We start from the raw sequence: 18,055 nt of genomic DNA, 5'->3' as shown, positions 1-18,055 counted from the left end.
GTGGTTCTTCTCTCACCTTCTGTCAAAAGTGGGCCTGTGTTCAATCAGACCTCCTCTTTTTTCTTTGATTTCGACGATTTAGTCTAAACTCCAGAAATCAGAAATAACTGAAAAGTCTAACAAAGCCTCTCCTAACGCCTCCAATTGTTCAATAGATAATCCTTTAACTCGCTCAAGAGTAGATGAATTAATCTCACCAAAACTGCGATTTAATAGACGTATAATTAAACGTTGTTCGCCTTGTTGTACAGCTTGCTCTCGATCTTGTTGATAAAGTGGTTTTAATCGCATAATTAACTCCCGATCGTCTTCTTCTGAATTTTGATTAACTTGCAAGTTTTGCCGCAAGTTATAAAGTAATTCTAGCGTTGCTCTGCGAAATGGATGATTTGATGATAGTGCTTCTAATTCATCTATGGCTTGTTTTTGTACTGTTCCTCGACCGAGAATTCTTAACCACAGAGTTTCTTGGGTGCGCGGTAACTGGTGAATCGCAACGATCGCAGTCCGCAAATACTCTGCGATAAAATGTACTCCAGGTAGCCAGTCTACCTTTTGAGTAGCACTGAATCCTGACAGCAGCGTTATAGATGCTGTTGGGGTGAGTATCTATAATTTGGGAAGTTCTAATTCTGAAATGGAAGTTTTATTGCGATTTGCTTGACGTTGTAATCCACCCCTTACTTCTAATAATTTTAACAGACAATCGCAAATTTCTTCTTTTGATGCAGCGTTACGGAAGGGTTCAAAAATAGCTGTTGTTGCGGCAAATCTTCCTAATAATCCTAGTGCTTTTAAATTCGTGCTTTGTTTTGTTAAAGGAGAAAATAAAACATCGATTTCTCGAACTTCTCCCGCCACACGGCTAGAACCTTGTACTTCTCCATAAGGTTTTAATAATTCTTCCAAATAATCTTTTGCAAATTGGTCATGGATAAATCTAGTCATTCAACCAAAAAATATTTAGGCAATAGTAAAGTCTAGTACTTATATTACCGTCAACTTAGAAGTAAGAATATCTCTAATATGTATAATTTGTAATTTATTTTAAACTTCTTTCCATCAGCATTTGAGGTTCGACACTCTCAACGTTAGCGATCGCTTCTAGCTGAGAAATTCCAGCGATCGCATCAATAATATTACCTGATTTGGCACGCAACCAAGCGGTATGAGGCGCATAAGAAAGGCTTTCTGCAACTTCATAACCCGCTTGATTAATTACCTCGCGTTGCGATTCCACATCAACGCTTTCAGCAAAGCGGATAAAAATTAATCCAGTTGGTACTGCTAAGGAAGCATTGGATTCTAATGTATAAACCGGACTTAATATACCCTGTTCTGATGGATTGGGTTCGCCTGAAAAAACTGCAATTGCACCGTCGTTAAGTCGTAAAATTGCCCCTAATACCACAGTGCCGGGTTGATTGTAATGTACTGCATAGTACCCAGGTTTACGAATGTATGATACAGCAGTACGTAGGCTTGCATCGCCACTAACGCGAATTTGTTTGGGATACTCAGAAAAGTAGTCTTTTTCAAATCTCACTTCACCAATCAGGGGTAGAGAGTACACCTGTAGAAAATACTCAACCGGAAAATAAAACATCTTTCTCAAGTTCTAATGATGTTATAGCGTTTTCAGTGGTACGAAATACATTTTTTTCATCGTAATGTACAGTTATACGCCCCTACTGATAGTGAAGATTCTTAAAACAACCTGATTTTGAATCCTCTCTTTTCTGGAAAGACTAATTGAAGGTTTGTATGAACTTAAATAAATTAAATTCTGTATTGTAATACACATATAACACATGAAATCAAAAGCATCCATAAAGTAAACGTAAGCCTAAGATGGTTACAGCAAGCTTTAAAAGTAAGGCATAATACGGTTTCTCAATACCCAATTCCCAATTTTCAAAACATTTAGGAGATTAAACAATGGTTCAGCTTCGCTATGGTGGACAGAATGGACAACAGTATGAATTTGCGATCAGTAACGAACACGTTGTCGTCCGTACCGAAAGCCGCAGCACTATTGTTGGTGCAAGATCCTTTGAAGTCGCACCTGTATCACCCATAGCTCGCAGTATCCTCAATCAATTTGAGTTAAAAACACGGTTTCGGCAAGCGGGTGTAGAAATTTTGCAAGCAAAAGTTCCAAATCAGGGTGTCGCTTTGCGCGATCGCGCCCGTGAAATACTCAACAATGAGTCCGAAGTCCAATTTGCCGGACGTGTCCTAATCGATCCAGTATCCCAACAACCTGTAGTTTACACTGAAAACCTTTTTGTTAAATTTGATAGCGAAGAATCAAGTGTCTGCCAAGAGGTTTTAAGACGTTACAACTTAACAATTAAACGCCAACTTGAATATGCACGAAATGCTTATTTTGTCAGTGCCCCTGCAAATACTGGTATAGCCGTCTTTGACATTGCCGAGAGACTTCTAAATGAGGAATCAGTTGAACTGTGTCATCCCGAACTAGCACGTGAGTCACGCCAACGTCAGGTTTTCCCGCAGCAGTGGCACTTAAAGCAAACAACAATTAATGGTAAGACAATTAACGCCCATGCCAACGTTGAAGCTGCTTGGAAGTTGAGCAATGGCACTGGGACAATTATTGCAATTATTGATGATGGTGTGGATCTCGATCATGAAGAGTTCCGTTCTTCTGGCAAGATTGTTGCCCCGCGTGATGTCACACGTAAAACGAACAATCCCAGACCGGGAAACGATAATAACCACGGTACATCTTGTGCAGGAGTAGCGTGTGCAAACGGTAACTTTGGGGCATCTGGTGTAGCACCGGGTGCAAAGCTCATGCCGATTCGTTTAGCTTCGGCGCTGGGATCGCAGGATGAAGCAGATGCTTTTGTTTGGGCGGCTCAAAATGGTGCAGATGTTATTTCTTGCAGTTGGGGGCCAGCAGACGGTACTTGGTTTGAGCCAGACGATCCCGCACACAAGCAAAAAGTACCTTTGCCTGATTCCACACGACTTGCTATGGACTTTGCAATCAATAAAGGGCGCAACGGCAAGGGCTGTGTAATTTTATTCGCAGCTGGCAATGGTAACGAAAGCGTTGATAACGACGGCTACGCCAGCTATCAAAAGGTGATTGCGGTGGCAGCTTGTAACGACTACGGCACAAGAAGCGCTTACAGTGACTTCGGTCAGGCGGTTTGGTGTGCTTTCCCCAGCAACAATGGTGATATTTCTCAAACCACTGGAATTTGGACAACCGATCGCTCTGGTGTACTTGGCTATAATTCGGGTAATCGAAATCTGGGTGAGGCTTTAGGCAACTATACGAACGAATTTGGCGGCACTTCTAGTTCCTGTCCAGGTGCAGCAGGTGTAGCAGCCTTGATTCTTGCCAGAAACCCAAATCTGCGTTGGGATGAAGTGCGAGACATTTTTAAACGCTCCTGCGATCGCATCGATCAAGCTGGAGGTAAATATGATGCCAATGGTCGCAGCCCTTTCTACGGTTACGGTCGAATCAATGCTCTGAAAGCTGTAGAATTAGCCAAGCCACCGCAAACATCACCCATCAGCAGATTCCAAGCAGTGCAAGATGTGCCAATTAACGATCTACAAACATCAACATTATCGGTGGCGATCGCTAATACCACCCTCTTAAAATCTATCAAAATTAATGTAGATATCGAGCATACTTATATTGGGGATCTTATAGTTACTCTCCTTCCTCCGGTGCAAACAGGCATACTTCCCATAAACCTGCACGATCGCCAGGGTGGAGCTACAGATAATATCAAAACAACCTATGACGAAGTAAACACCCCTAAACTTGCTGCTTTTAAAGGTAAAAGTCCCCAAGGAACCTGGACTCTGGAAGTTGCAGATAAAGCTGAAGGAGATACAGGAAAAATTCGCAGCTTAACCATTGAAATGGGATTTTAAACCCAGCGTATTAGACATAAGAGTGAAAAAAAAATGAATGTAGAGACGTAGCACTGCTCATAGCCCGGATTTCTCACAAAGAGATAAGAAAAGGGTTAAAAAACTGCGAAAATGTATATATGATAAGCATTTCACCAGCTAAGTGTAAACACAATAAAAGACAATTATCTCCGTCGGATCGATAAGCTCATTTAAGATTTTAGCAGTTTACTCAAAAATTAATGATTTTGTTAGGGAAAATATATGATTCCATCAAATAAATATCTTGATTTTAACCTAAAACTTATACATCGAATAATAAATGATCGGATAAAATTTCTAACTCGTTTAACATCTTTAGAACCTCAAGATGAATTGCGAACAGAATTAGGTTCTATACTTTTGGAGACTTATAGTGGTACTCGACTGTATATTGATGTAGATGAAGGTATGGCAAATATTCTACTTTTCGATGCTAGCGATCCAAGTCAACCAATTAATCAAAACATCAAGGCAATTACTTATAAATATTTAATTTTTCCGAGGATGGAAGGCCAAGATTCACTTGCATCTTTACTGGTTCAGCCTATTTCTGATATTGAAGTTATTTCCCGCGATAATGAAGATTATGGTTTTTATAGTATGTGTGGTTTTAGACTGAACTTTCCTAATGGTAAATCTTTATGTATCGGTACTTATTTAACTGCTGAGAAAATACCAGGGGCTTGGATTTTAATGCCTGAAGAAGTGGATGTGAATTTGCGCTATCAAGCCATTACAGCAAAATCCGAATAAATCTCAAAATTGCTCAATTGACATTTAGCAGCAATGAATTCCAAAAAATCAATTTACAAGTAAATCATTGCGTAGCTTAACCCACACCTCAAATTTTAAGTGCGTTAGGACGAATGTCCGTAACGCACCCTACAAAACTAAAATCGATATGACAATCTGTTATACCAATTTGAAAAATGATTAAGACAGATGGATTAATTGAACCCGCAAATAAAAAGCGATTCTTAATCCAAAATCTAAAATCTAAAATCCAAAATGGTATTAGCTTTGAGTCACAGCCTCTTTCGCCAAGAACTTCTCTAATTCTGTCAGCGCATCAGCATCAACCTTAGTTTGCATCGGGCAGAACTTCGGCCCACACATCGAACAAAACTCAGCAGTTTTATAGATATCTGCTGGCAAAGTTTCATCGTGATATTCCTTAGCTCTTTCTGGATCGAGTGATAATTCAAACTGACGGTTCCAATCAAAGTTGTAACGCGCTTTAGAAAGTTCATCATCTCTATCCCTTGCACCAGGGCGATGTCTAGCAATATCAGCCGCATGAGCCGCTATTTTATAAGCAATCAACCCATTCCGCACATCTTCGGCATCTGGTAGACCCAAATGTTCTTTAGGTGTTACATAACACAGCATTGCAGTACCGTACCATCCAGCCATCGCGGCTCCAATGGCTGAAGTGATGTGGTCATAACCGGGAGCAATGTCTGTCACCAATGGCCCCAACACATAGAAAGGTGCTTCAGAACACTCTTCCATTTGCTTACGGACGTTGAACTCAATTTGATCCATTGGCACGTGTCCAGGCCCTTCCACCATCACCTGTATATCATCTTCCCAGGCTTTGCGAGTTAGCTGTCCGAGGGTTTTTAATTCAGCTAATTGTGCTTCATCTGAGGCATCATGGGTGCAACCAGGACGCAGAGAATCTCCTAAACTGAAGGAGACATCATACCTTTTGAAAATCTCAATAATGTCTTGGAAGTGGGTATAAAGCGGGTTTTGTTTGTGGTGATGCAACATCCACCGTGCCAAAATACCGCCGCCGCGAGAGACAATACCAGTCAGCCGGTTTCTCACCAAAGGCAAATGCTCAAGCAAAATCCCAGCGTGGATAGTTTGATAGTCTACTCCTTGCTGGGCGTGCTTTTCGATGATATGGAGAAAATCATCAGCAGTCAGATTTTCAATTGTGCCGTGGACGCTTTCTAAAGCTTGGTAAACCGGTACTGTACCAATGGGAACAGGGGAAGCCTTGATGATGGCGGTGCGAATTTCATCTAAATTACCACCGCCTGTGGACAAATCCATCACGGTATCAGCGCCGTACTTCACCGCCAGATTCAGCTTATCCACTTCTTCCTGAAGATTAGAAGAGTTAGGAGAAGCACCGATATTAGCATTTACCTTACATTTAGAGGCGATGCCAATAGCCATCGGCTCTAAGTTAGTGTGATTAATATTAGCCGGGATAATCATTCTTCCCCGCGCTACTTCCTCACGAATGAGATCGGCCGGGAGATTTTCCCGTTGGGCGACGTAGTGCATTTCTTCGGTGATAACACCTTGGCGGGCGTAGTGCATTTGAGATACATTAACCTGCCCACGTCGTTTAGCAACCCATTCAGTCCGCATATTGTAATTCCTCAATAAACAGCTTCCCTCCGCTGGTATTACCCAGACTCAGGTGTTAAGGGTGTGATCTCAGCCTGGTTATGTAGGCACCCCTAGCATGGATGTAGTGTAGCACCTTGGTTATGTCTGGGAGCAAAGGTGTTAACAATTTATGAGGTAACACAATTTTGGATTTTAGAGTTTAGGCGCGAATTTCATTTGCACAAGGACGACCCTGTTCAATATCGGTAATATTAGCAAAAGTTGTTTCGGCAATATTGTAGAGAGCTTCTGCTGTAAAAAAGGCTTGATGTCCGGTAATCAGTACATTGGGGAACGTTGTCAGACGCTGGAAAATATCATCTTGAATAATTTCTCCAGACAAATCCTCAAAGAACAATTCCGATTCTTGTTCGTAGACATCTACAGCAAGATAGCCAATTTTACCAGATTTCAATCCCTCAATTACAGCTTGGGTATCAATCAGCGCTCCTCGACTAGTATTAATTAGCATCACACCTGGCTTAATCTGTTCTATAGCCTCAGTGTTAATTAAGTGATGGGTTTCAGGAGTCAGGGGGCAATGCAGGGAGATAATATCGGAATTGGCAAATAGCTCAGGTAGTTCTACATACTTTCCACCCAGCGCTTCCAATTCTGGATTGCGATAAACATCATAGGCGAGTATGTGACAGCCAAACCCTTTCATAATCTGTCCTAAAATCAGACCGATTTTGCCAGTGCCGACAATTCCCACTGTGCGCTCATGCAAATTAAATCCCAACAGTCCATCTAAAGAAAAATTGCCTTCTCGAACACGGTTGTAGGCACGATGAATTTTGCGATTTAGGCTTAAAATCAATCCTACGGCGTGTTCTGCCACCCCATAAGGTGAATAGGCGGGAACACGCACAACGGTAATTCCTAAGTCTGCTGCGGCTTGTAAGTCTACATTGTTAAACCCTGCACAGCGAAGGACAATCAGACGAGTTCCCCGTGAGGCGAGAAGTTCTAAAGTTGGGGCATCAACCTGATCGTGGACAAATACGCAAACCGCTGGAAATCCAGCAGCCAGGATAGCCGTATCCCGATTTAAACGGGGTTCAAAAAATACTAACTCGTGTTGGATGGGAGAATTTGCAGCTGACAAAAACTGGCGATCGTAGGCTTTTGTACTGAAAACTGCTACTTTCATGCAAAACCTCAGACTTATGTATGCTGCACGGTGTTCGAGTACATAATACGTTGACGCTTAGAAAAGCGATGTCTACAACGAGCGTAGCTGAGGCATTTTTGAATATTTTTTAATCGTTTACTCTGGCAGGATAAGTTAAATAAACGATGTCTACGACGGTCACTGAGCGGCTGGTGAGCGGAGTCGAACCATGTCGTTCGCGGAGCGTCTCGTAGAGAAGTGCGGGCTACACCTACGCACTCCAGCACTCTCAATTAACAGGTATGATGGGGCGATCGCCTTTCTGAAACCTGCTCCATGATTGTTGTAAAGCAGCAGGAGCAGGATTCTTCGCATCATAAACAACAATCACATTAGTTAGTGGGCGTCCGGCGGGGACTAAAATTTTACCGTTAGCAGCAAAAGCTTTCGATGCACCACCATCTAAATTCATTGCTTCGTGACAGCCGATTGCTTTCATTGCTTGCGCTTCTTGCTGTAAAGTTAATCCACTATCGAAATTAATCAAAAATAGCTTTTTACCATCAGCAGGAAACCCGATTGCAGTTCGTGCGCCAGTACCTAAAACACCAGGATCTTTAAATCCTTCAACATCCGGCCTCAGCCAAATTTGTCCCTGTCTCAACAGTCTAGGCCCGCAGGTAATAGACAACCAATGTTGATTCCATTCCGGTTTACCGTCAACCCGTGCTGTTACCATTTCCGGTTTATTACCAGCTCGCAATCCCAAGGTAGTGCCAAAATTTTCCCACTGGCTGTATTTGATAAATCTTCCTGCTGCTACCATGTTACCCATCACTGTTTTCTGGGCATTCTTGGCAAAAAAAGTACCATTAGCAACGACAGCGGCGCGATGACGAGCCACTAGGTTATTAAATTCTTCATCACCACTAGTTTTTTGATTAGTATTAGCTAAAGTTGCATTATTCGCTAAACCAATAGTAATAAAGGTTTTGGGGTCAGTGAGGTCTATAATAGTTTGATAAAAAGAGAAACCATTTACCTTACCCCTCTTCACTTGTACAGTTTGAGCGGCTGCGGGGAGTGCCAATGTTAATCCTTGTGCCAAGACAGCACCTCCTAAAAACAAGAAAGACCGTCGGCAGATTTTAGAACTTGGCATAATCAACTCTTAACTATATTGTTCTTATTAGGATGCCCAAATCTTTGGATAACTTCGTCTTGTTCCTAGCCTCTAGGCTGGGAATGTACTTAAAAGAGGCTCTGCCTTTTGTCAAGCTACTGGAGGCGGAGCTTCCCAGGCTGGGAACCAGTCAGATGCACATAACAAGACTGCCCTCTAGTTCGCCCAAGTAACGGTAGGACTACAGGGGTTAAATACAACAGGTTTCAAGGGAGGTAAAGTACACAACCATTCGTCTCAAAGCCTGATGTGAAACGTGTTTTACTCCTGGATTCTGCTGTATATCCAGCTTCACAAAGAAAAAGTATAAGTCAGGAAGATGTTTATGAGTAGCTTAGTCTTATTATTAATTGGTTTAGGAACATTATTCTTGGTTTTCAATACTAAAGATGAAATTCATCGCATTACTGCTATGGTCAGCGGCATAATTCTTTTGATTTGGGGTTTGGCTCTAGCTCCCTTGTCATTTCAATTACTAATTGAGATTGTTTCAGTTTTAGCAGCTTTCTCTGTTTGTATGCGTTGTTTAGGTTGTGGTTTTAACCGCGATTGATTTTTCACTTGATAACTTATAAGTTGAAACTAAGATTTATAAATTCTGCTTCTATTGTTAAAAGAGAATTCAGAAGTCAAATGTCCCATGCCCAATCATTACCGATATATTATTTTTTACAAACCATACGGCGTTCTCAGCCAGTTTACAAAAGATGCCCCCACCCATAGCACCTTAAAAGATTATATTGATGTGTCTGATGTGTATCCTGTGGGACGCTTAGATTGGGATAGTGAAGGATTGCTGCTGTTAACAAACGATGGACAATTACAACATCGCCTCGCCCATCCGCGTTTTGGGCATAAACGTACTTACTTGGTACAGGTAGAGCGAATTCCAGATGCAGATGCTATCAAAAAGTTGCAAACAGGTGTGGAAATTCAAGATTACCGCACTCAACCAGCAGAAGTTAAGCTCTTATCAGAAGAACCACAGCTACCTGAACGCACTCCACCAATTAGATTTCGTAAAAATGTACCGACAGCTTGGCTGGAAATGACTTTAACAGAGGGAAAAAACCGTCAAGTACGGCGCATGACTGCGGCTGTTGGGTTTCCGACTTTGCGACTGGTCAGGGTTAGCATAGGTCATCTACAATTAGATGACTTACAATTGGGTCAATGGCGCGACCTCACCGCTTCCGAAATCTATAATTTTAGTAAATCGAAAAGTTTTCCCCAAAAAGCCGCCTTATCAGAGAAATTCGCTAATAATTCTAAAGACTCGATACGCTAGAGATTTCCAACATTACTAAATTTCTTTATACCGCGAATTACCAGCCAAGCTCCTCCAGAGGAGATCAATAACAAGGGTGTTAACCAATCACCCCAACGCACATATAAAGTTTGTGTCTGTCGCCGATAAATTGTTTCAGCATGAGTTTCGTAAGTATTATATCCAGACATCCACAAAGTTCTGCCATGAGGATCTACAAAAGCTGAATATCCGGTATTAGTTGCTCGTGCTGACCAGCGATCGCTTTCAATTGCCCGCATGATATCCTGTGCATGATGCTGGAATGGCATGGATGCAGTGTAATGGGCATCGTTAGAAGAACTGACAATAAATTGTCCACCCGCAGCCGCTTGACGGCGAAATTGTTCCGGAAAAGCAGATTCATAACATATACTAGCGATCGCCCGACCAAAAGGAGTGTCAAATAGCTGATTTGCTGAACCAGGAACTTGGTGCGCATCCAAAGGCGACAAGCGCTGAACTATTTTGCCTAAAATGCCTTCTAAGGGAATATATTCTCCCAAAGGCACTAGTTTGGACTTATCGTAGCGGCTGACAATTTCACCTTTACTGTTAAAAGTAAACAAACTAATTGTATAACTATCTCCCCGTTCGCCAAAAGCCCCAATCCAAGCAACTACGCCTTTTTCCTTCACAGCTGCGACTAAGGCCGTTTCCAGCAAATTACGCTGGAAAATAGGTAAGGCTCCTTCTGGGGTCAGGACTGCATCTACACCTTGGTCTGCTAAAGTTAGATATCCATTAGTGTAATTTTCTTGAGCGCGACGAAACCCTTCGGAACTTCGTAAAAGTCGGTTCGGGATATTACCCTGAACAATCCCCACTTTCAGGGCTGCTTCTGGTAATTGGGCGATAGGACGGCTATATAAGATAAAACCTATGAGGTGTAGGGTAATTAATAATCCTGTGGCGGTAGCTAAGTATTTATTAACGAACCGCAGAGGCGCGGAGGACACAGAGGAAATTTTGGTGTCTTGGCGGTTTATATACGCTTCAGCAATTAACCCATTCACAGCAACGATCGCTGCTGTCACAGTATTAGGCCCAGACAGTTGACCCAGATGTACAATTACGAGATTATGCGGACTTTGAGTGTAAGCAAGGGAACTCCACCACAAAGGGCCCGCACTCCACAAACTCTCTAAGCCACACCAGACGGCTGTACCAATCAGTACACGTAACCACGGTTTTTGTCCGCCCAGGCGAACCATTACAGCTGCCCAAATACTAACGAATACTCCACCCAAGACACTGATAAATCCCCAACAAAAAAGCGTAATTGCCAAGCTTGGCAACCAAGGAACGCCCAACCATGTCATCGGATGAATTCCGGTAATCCAGAATAGGGCAACACTGTGAAAACCAATACCCCAGAGGAAAGCCGGGGGGAATTTGTTTTTACTTTTGGCTGAAGTGACAACTAGCACCCATAAAGGAACTATGGCAATCCAAGCCAATAACCATGCACCTACTGGGGCTACAGTTAGCCCCATTAAAATGCCGCTAGCTAAGGCGATTAAATAAGGGAGTAAGGCGGTTAACCTCTCCCCCTGCTTTTTATTCTGCTTCTTCTGCATCGCCAGCATCAGGTGGAACTATTGCCACTCCGGTAATGGCGTCGTCTTCATCTAAACGCTGCACTCTGACTCCAGTTGCCGATCGCGATTGGATCGAAATTGCATTCACAGCTTGACGGATGATAATACCGCGATTTGTCACCATCATGATTTCATCATCATCGTTGTTGACAATGCGTAGGGTTGCTAGCTTGTCTTTGGTTTTGCGGTTTTTAAACTTGGTTGCCATTAAACCCTGACCAGCACGATTTTGCAACCGGAACTGGGCTACAGGTACGCGCTTACCATATCCTCCCATTGTAATTACCAACACCCAAGGGCCAACAATGCCACTGCTAGGCACTTCTGCGGACTCTTCAGTAATTTCGGTAATTTCGATATCTTCTGTTTCGATAATTTCGATATCTTCTGTTTCGGCTGTTTCGGCTTCTATAACTGCATCCAAAGTTTCAAGAATTGCTGCGGGGAGAATATCCATACCCACGAGTTCATCTTTATTTTTGAGTTTCATGGCTTTCACCCCACGAGTTGCCCTACTTAAAGGACGCAGTTGTTCGTGGTTGCATCGGAAGTGAATCGCCATGCCGTTACGAGAACCAATGATTACACTATCCTCGACTCTAGCGCGTCTCACCCAGCGGAGTTGGTCGCCTTCTTCTAAAGAAATGGCAATCAAACCATTGGCGCGAATGTGACTAAAAGCTGCCAATTCGGTTTTCTTGATATTGCCACCTTTGGTGAGCATAACCAGATATTCTTCACTGCTAAACTCGTCAACCGGTACAATCGAGGTGATTTTTTCCTCTTTAGGAATCGGTAGCATTTGCACAATTGGTGTGCCGCGACTGGTACGCGAACTCGCTGGAATTTGATAAGCTCTCAGGCAATAAACAACACCACGCTCACTAAAGAATAAAATACTGTCGTGATCGCAGCAAGTTAAAAAATGCTCAATGGTATCATCATCTTTCACCTTGGCTGCGGCTTTGCCTCTGGTAGCACGGCTTTGGGCTTCAAAGGTGTTAACTGGCATCCGTTTGATGTAGCCTTGCTCTGTCACCAGAATTATCGCTTTTTCATTGGCAATGAGGTCGCGATCGTCTAATTCGCCTTCCCCTGGTAAAATCACCGTGCGGCGGGGTGTAGCAAAGCTAGTTTTCAGTTGTGTGACTTCGGTTTCAATGATTTCTAGCACTCTCTCCCGACGGGCCAGAATATCTTGCAAGTCGGTAATCTTCGCTTGTAATTCTTCGTGTTCCAAACGAATTTTGTCTGCTTCTAAGGCAGTCAAGCGGCGCAATTGCATTTGCAAAATCGCATCTGCTTGTACTTCTGAGAGTCCGTAAGTTGTGATTAATTCGCCTTTAGCTGTGGGTGCATCGGGAGCATGACGAATTAAGACAATAATTGGATCTAAATGAGACAGGGCTATTAATAACCCTTGCAGAAGATGATCGCGTTCCTCGGCTTTCCGCAGTTCGTAGCGGGTGCGTCTGGCAATGGATTCGATGCGGAAATCCAAGAAGACGGTTAAGAACTGCTTGAGGGTGAGTACTTGAGGTTCGCTATTCACCAACGCCAGCATATTTGCGCCGAAGTTGGCTTGAAGTGGCGTTTGCTTGTAGAGGTTGTTCAGCACGACGCGGGGATAAGCATCACGCTTGAGTTCGATCACAATTCGCATCCCGTCGCGATCGCTTTCATCCCGGATATCTGCGATGCCCTCTAGACGCTTCTCGTTCACCATTTCGGCGATTTTTTCAATTAGCGCCGCTTTGTTGGTTTGATAGGGCAATTCGGTGATGATAATTGCTTCTCTATCTGGGCGTCCCCGTTGTTCAACGGTTTCAATGTTAGCGACACCACGCATGGTAATAGAACCACGCCCGGTAGTATAAGCTTCTCGAATGGCTGATGTTCCCAAAATCTGCGCCCCAGTTGGAAAGTCTGGGCCGTGAACATACTGCATTAATTCGAGATCGGTGATTTCGGGATTGTGGATTACTGCCACCAAAGCATCGATCAATTCGCCCAAGTTGTGGGGGGGAATGTTGGTGGCCATGCCCACGGCAATCCCAGAGGAACCGTTAAGCAATAACTGGGGAATCCGTGCGGGTAAGACTGTCGGTTCTTGCTGGGAACCGTCGAAGTTATCGGCAAAGTCTACGGTTTCATACTCAATGTCGTGGAGTAGACCAGCACTAGTTAAAGCTTGCAACCGACATTCGGTGTACCGCATGGCGGCTGGCGGATCGTTGTCTACCGAACCAAAGTTACCATGCCCGTTAACTAGGGGCGATCGCATGGAAAAATCCTGTGCCATCCGCACCAAGGCATCATATACTGCGGTGTCGCCGTGGGGGTGATATTTACCCAATACTTCACCGACGACACGGGCGCATTTCTTAAAAGGGCGATCGTGGAGCAGACCTAGCTCGTGCATTGCGTAGAGAATGCGACGATGCACAGGTTTTAGACCATCCCTGGCATCTGGCAGCGCCCGACCCACTATCACGCTCATGGCGTATTCCAGATAAGACTGCGACATTTCGTTTCGCAAGTCTGTCGGGATAATCCTCTCCTGTGAGGTTGTCATAACCTAAAAATCTCCAAAAATCGTAGATTTTAGCTTTTTTACTCAACAAAGCGCAAAATTATTCTAAATTGCTCTTGAATAATTGCTATAATTTGATACAATCTTAGCATATATTGCTTTTTTATGCCTGGGCAGCTAACTCAAGCGTTTTAGTATAGTAGATGCTCCTTGCTTTGATCTAAGTTGTAGTTTGATCGCTTCTAATGGTAGCTTAGGTGAAGCGGCCGCAGAACCAAACAATTTAGTTATATTAGTTAGTTTTGCTAATTTTCACCCAACCTGCGGATCAGTATTTAGTCCGGTTTAATCCAGCCTTTGATAATTGCTTTACCAATATTGATATAGGAATTATCAAAAAACTCTTCAATTGCAGTTTCACTAAGTCCCTGTAATGCACCAATAGCGCGACGCTTCAAGCTAGGAGTAGTCTCATCATTTACATAAGCAATCTTCTCACTTTCATTAGCAGTAGGATTATTTTGCTCAAATTGTTTTATAAGCTGTTGTATTTCAGTAGATACATCAGCAAGAGTTTGTTTTTGCTCAGATGTGTAAATGTTTTGGTTTGCTTGTTGCCGTGCATTATCTTCCATTTTGTTGGCAAAATTGCTAATATTTGGTTGATGTAAATTATTGTTATATATGTCTGACATAATTTTCTCCACATTGACATTGATAGGTCTTGTTGCTTGCAGCTTAATAATTTCTAATATATCCATACTGTGCTGACGGTAAAAATTAATCTCATCATCTTTAGCTTGAAGGTCTCTCCGATATTTAGCTTCTAAAAACTTAACATTAGTTTCATACAACTCTTTGAAACCAGTTTCAATAGCACCTTTAATTACACCAGTGTTAATGACTGATTCAATATTCACATCTAATCGGACAATTAATGTGTTACTTTTACGTTCAATTCCTTGAATATCAATGTTGTGTTCAGGATATTGCTGACGTAATTCGTTAAATGATTTGAAAAATGCTTTCCAATCAATGCCATCTGTAAAAGTTAAATCGATAGTTTCTAATGCTTTTTCAATAATTTTGATGCGTTCTGTAAACTCATTAGGCGCAAAAATACTATTTATGTCTATGGGCCGACGCTGGTCAAACTTATCCAGTTCATAATTAAACTGGTAATAAATATAATCACATTTTACATTATTTAGATTAGTAGAAGAATCAATATTCCAACTCTCTATACACGCTCCAGTAAAATTAGCATAATTAAAATCTGCGCTAATAGCTTCCAAATAACTCAAATTTGCATTTCTTAAATCTGCATAGCTTAAATCGGCGTACTTAAAATCAACTCCTTTCAAATCCGAGCCATAGAAGTTGGCTTTATTCATATTAATATTTATTAAATTTATTTTTCCTTTGGAATAATTTAACATTTCTAATCCTCGAAATAAAGTAAGCATAATAAGAATAACCAAAGAGAAACGGATTATTATATAGAATATAAATTCTGCACTAGATAGATTGATTTTAAATAATAAGTTATGCCCAAAAAAATCTGTTAAATGCTTTGTCAAATTAGTTTGTTGAAGAAAAAGAGTTACCAATAAAGATACGAGAGATGCAAGAAGTCTCCAAGCCTTTTTTTGGTTTCTTATAGATATTTCATAAACCAGATAAACTCCACTAAGATCCACATCTATATTTGGATTTGCTGCTCGCCAGTCATTCCAAGCTGTAACTCCCTCTGAAAGTTTATTAAGATGAATTTTATTTGCCATTATACAAAAATTAAACTAAGTAAATTAATTTATTATAGGCAATATAAATTATAAGTTTTAAACTTATGAGAAAATAAATGAGGCTGGTAATTTTGAGCAAAAGCACAATCGCAATAGGAAAAAGAGGGTAATTGCTGTATCAATAGCAATATAAAACCAATAAACTTTAAGGTGCAAAGGCTGTTGTTGATGAACTCAAAAGCTTACACTTACAAGTGAGAGAGGTGTGGGTAGTTCAGTGAATCATGTTTGGTCTACAGGGAGCGATCAGTTGCTGGTTTAGTACATTGAAAACGTTTGTAAAATTTTTTTCGCCTGGGCAGCTAACTCAGGCGCTTGTTCAATCTGTAGCTTCTCTCTGGGATTTGAGTTGAGATGCGATCAGAGGAACTTTCGGGGCAAGAAAAAATCCAACCAAACTGGCAAAAAGGATTGGCGTAAAGGGACTCAAGTTAGTCAGTTTTGACAGTAGCAAAGTCGTACTTATCGGTGTGCGGGTTACAGCTGCGTTGACAGCCGCCATTGTACAAATCATGGCAAGGGCAGGATCGAGTCCCGGAATTAAGACTGCCACTGCTTTACCAATGCAAGCACCAGTGAAAAATAGGGGAATGATGAATCCACCGCGCCACCCACCTGTTACCGTAATGCTAATGGCAGCCATTTTCCCAAGAGCTAGAGTTAAGAGAAAAACAGCACCAAAGTTAGCATTCAGGACTGAATCTAACTCTTCATGTCCAAAATAACGGGTAAGGGGTAATAAAACTGCTAAAATGCCAAGTCCCACTCCTGCTAGTGTTGTCCGTACATAAATGGGAACAGAAGTTGGTGAAACGGCTTGCCAAAAGGCATCGCAGCCGCGAAAAATACCCATAAAAATCCATCCCGCCACTGCCCCGATAATTCCAAACGCGATCGCGATCGCAAAATCATCAATCCTTTCTAAGTGATACTGAGGAAAATGCCAAGTGGGGGCAATACCTAAATGTGTAATTGCTGCAAACACCAGATAGCTAGCGCAACTCGAAACAATAGCTGGCATTAAGGCTTCGTAATATTCCACAATATGCTCGTGGTGCAAAATCTCCAAAGCGAATATCGCACCGCCAAGAGGTGCGCCAAACAAGGCAGTGAAGCCAGCCGCCATTGCTGCTAAACTCATAGTTCTGAGGTCTTCACCTTGGAGTTTTAAGCGATCGGCAATCCAAGTACCAAAAGAACCTGTTACCTGTACCAGTGGCGCTTCTGGGCCAGCACTACCGCCTGCCGAGATGCTGACTAGAGAAGCAAGAATCATTGAAGGATTTTTGCGAACATCTAGGCGTCCGCCACGAAAATGAATATTATCAACAATCACGGCGATTTCACCGGGATTTCCCAAAAAATGAATCACCAGACCGATAACTAAACCGCTAAGTGGCATCACTATCAGCAGGCTAAAACCCTCAAATCGCTGGAGTCTGTGAGTTAAAAACTCTAGAACATTCCAGTACAACGCCGCAAATAGGCCACCAGCAGTCCCTACGACTATCCAGCGGATAACCCACTGCGAAATCATTAGAGGATTACGCTTTACCAGTCCAAAAAGTTGAGCAAATGTCCAGCGTTGAGTTTGATTGCTAGCGGGGGGCTTGTTTGGTAACACTGCTTATTTCCTATTGGTGAAACCGAGAGTACTGAATATTTACGCTTTTTATGGTAAAGGCTATTTAGTTTAGTGAATTATTTATTTCTTGTATTTACTATATTTCAATATTATGTATGCAGCAAAACCCGCATTTTTAGTGAATGCCTACCTCTACGATGACGCATATATACAAATAGATAAAGTCGAGCTAAGTAAATATTCTATATTGAGTTAGTTATAATGTTATTTTAGATATTTCCTATTTTGAAGCCAAATACCCAAGGGTGAAAGACAAAAATTCCTTTCCCTATAGCCCATCAAGTGTTCCCTATTTTCTAATTAGTAAGACTAGCCCTTTTAAGGTGAGCATATGTACTATCGAGGTTTTTACGGCATTTTAGGCTTCGGCTGGAATTGAACAAAGAATTTATGGATTAAACTCTAAATTTTTGGACTGTAAATTAAGCGATCGCAACCGCCAAAACACCAAAAATGGCTTAACATATCATTTCTTTAATAGTACAAACGTTCACCTTGAAAGGGCTAGTAGTAA

At 42.0% G+C, this 18,055-nt stretch carries 12 protein-coding genes, 1 pseudogene and 1 riboswitch; of the genes and pseudogenes, 4 read left to right on the top strand and 9 right to left on the bottom strand.

What is annotated here, in order from left to right; all coding sequences use genetic code 11:
• Positions 1-78: 78 nt before the first annotated feature.
• Both V7K45_RS05880 and V7K45_RS05875 read right to left on the bottom strand, forming a co-directional pair.
• Positions 79-948: pseudogene (locus tag V7K45_RS05880) on the bottom strand (DUF4351 domain-containing protein).
• A 94-nt stretch (positions 949-1,042) separates the two neighbouring features.
• Positions 1,043-1,606: a hypothetical protein gene (locus tag V7K45_RS05875; protein WP_335001303.1), complete on the bottom strand. Its 564-nt coding sequence runs from the start codon at positions 1,604-1,606 to the stop codon at positions 1,043-1,045.
• A gap of 332 nt (positions 1,607-1,938) precedes the next feature.
• Between V7K45_RS05875 and V7K45_RS05870 the strand changes: the two genes are divergently transcribed.
• Positions 1,939-3,924 carry a S8 family serine peptidase gene (locus tag V7K45_RS05870; protein ID WP_335001301.1) on the top strand — a complete coding sequence of 662 codons (1,986 nt, stop codon included), beginning with the start codon at positions 1,939-1,941 and terminating at the stop codon, positions 3,922-3,924.
• A 243-nt stretch (positions 3,925-4,167) separates the two neighbouring features.
• A complete protein-coding gene (locus V7K45_RS05865; protein WP_335001299.1) occupies positions 4,168-4,698 on the top strand; it encodes a hypothetical protein in 531 nt (176 codons plus the stop codon).
• 261 nt (positions 4,699-4,959) lie between these two features.
• Here V7K45_RS05865 and thiC read toward each other — a convergent pair whose 3' ends face one another.
• From thiC to V7K45_RS05850, 3 genes are all read right to left on the bottom strand, one after another.
• Positions 4,960-6,333, bottom strand: coding sequence for a phosphomethylpyrimidine synthase (thiC, locus tag V7K45_RS05860; protein ID WP_334705269.1), 1,374 nt, complete (start codon positions 6,331-6,333; stop codon positions 4,960-4,962).
• Between the two features lie 7 nt (positions 6,334-6,340).
• Positions 6,341-6,437: riboswitch (TPP riboswitch) on the bottom strand.
• Between the two features lie 77 nt (positions 6,438-6,514).
• Positions 6,515-7,507 carry a 2-hydroxyacid dehydrogenase gene (locus V7K45_RS05855; RefSeq protein ID WP_335001297.1) on the bottom strand — a complete coding sequence of 331 codons (993 nt, stop codon included), beginning with the start codon at positions 7,505-7,507 and terminating at the stop codon, positions 6,515-6,517.
• Between the two features lie 250 nt (positions 7,508-7,757).
• Positions 7,758-8,630, bottom strand: a complete 873-nt coding sequence (locus V7K45_RS05850; RefSeq protein ID WP_335001295.1) for a phosphodiester glycosidase family protein — start codon at positions 8,628-8,630, stop codon at positions 7,758-7,760.
• Between the two features lie 346 nt (positions 8,631-8,976).
• On the opposite strand from V7K45_RS05850, the gene V7K45_RS05845 reads away from it, so the two are divergent.
• Together V7K45_RS05845 and V7K45_RS05840 are read left to right on the top strand one after the other, a co-directional pair.
• A complete protein-coding gene (locus tag V7K45_RS05845) occupies positions 8,977-9,204 on the top strand; it encodes a hypothetical protein (protein ID WP_335001292.1) in 228 nt (75 codons plus the stop codon).
• Positions 9,205-9,291: 87 nt separating this feature from the next.
• Positions 9,292-9,939 (top strand): rRNA large subunit pseudouridine synthase E, encoded by a 648-nt coding sequence (locus V7K45_RS05840; protein WP_335001290.1) that lies wholly within the window; start codon positions 9,292-9,294, stop codon positions 9,937-9,939.
• Here the strand turns inward: V7K45_RS05840 and lnt are convergent.
• From lnt to V7K45_RS05820, 4 genes are all read right to left on the bottom strand, one after another.
• A complete protein-coding gene (lnt, locus tag V7K45_RS05835; RefSeq protein ID WP_335001288.1) occupies positions 9,936-11,537 on the bottom strand; it encodes an apolipoprotein N-acyltransferase in 1,602 nt (533 codons plus the stop codon). The two genes, V7K45_RS05840 and lnt, sit on opposite strands and share 4 nt — an antisense overlap.
• Positions 11,518-14,133 carry a DNA topoisomerase (ATP-hydrolyzing) subunit A gene (gene gyrA, locus V7K45_RS05830; RefSeq protein ID WP_335001286.1) on the bottom strand — a complete coding sequence of 872 codons (2,616 nt, stop codon included), beginning with the start codon at positions 14,131-14,133 and terminating at the stop codon, positions 11,518-11,520. Before gyrA ends, lnt begins: the two co-directional genes overlap by 20 nt.
• A gap of 293 nt (positions 14,134-14,426) precedes the next feature.
• A complete protein-coding gene (locus V7K45_RS05825; protein ID WP_335001284.1) occupies positions 14,427-15,875 on the bottom strand; it encodes a pentapeptide repeat-containing protein in 1,449 nt (482 codons plus the stop codon).
• 340 nt (positions 15,876-16,215) lie between these two features.
• Entirely contained in the window at positions 16,216-17,520 is a 1,305-nt protein-coding gene (locus V7K45_RS05820; RefSeq protein WP_335001282.1) for a chloride channel protein, read from the bottom strand.
• Positions 17,521-18,055 lie beyond the last annotated feature (535 nt).

It is taken from the genome of Nostoc sp., assembly GCF_036917375.1.
GTDB lineage: Bacteria > Cyanobacteriota > Cyanobacteriia > Cyanobacteriales > Nostocaceae > Nostoc.
Note: the sequence above shows the minus strand (reverse complement) of the source record. Positions and strands in the feature narration are given on the sequence as shown.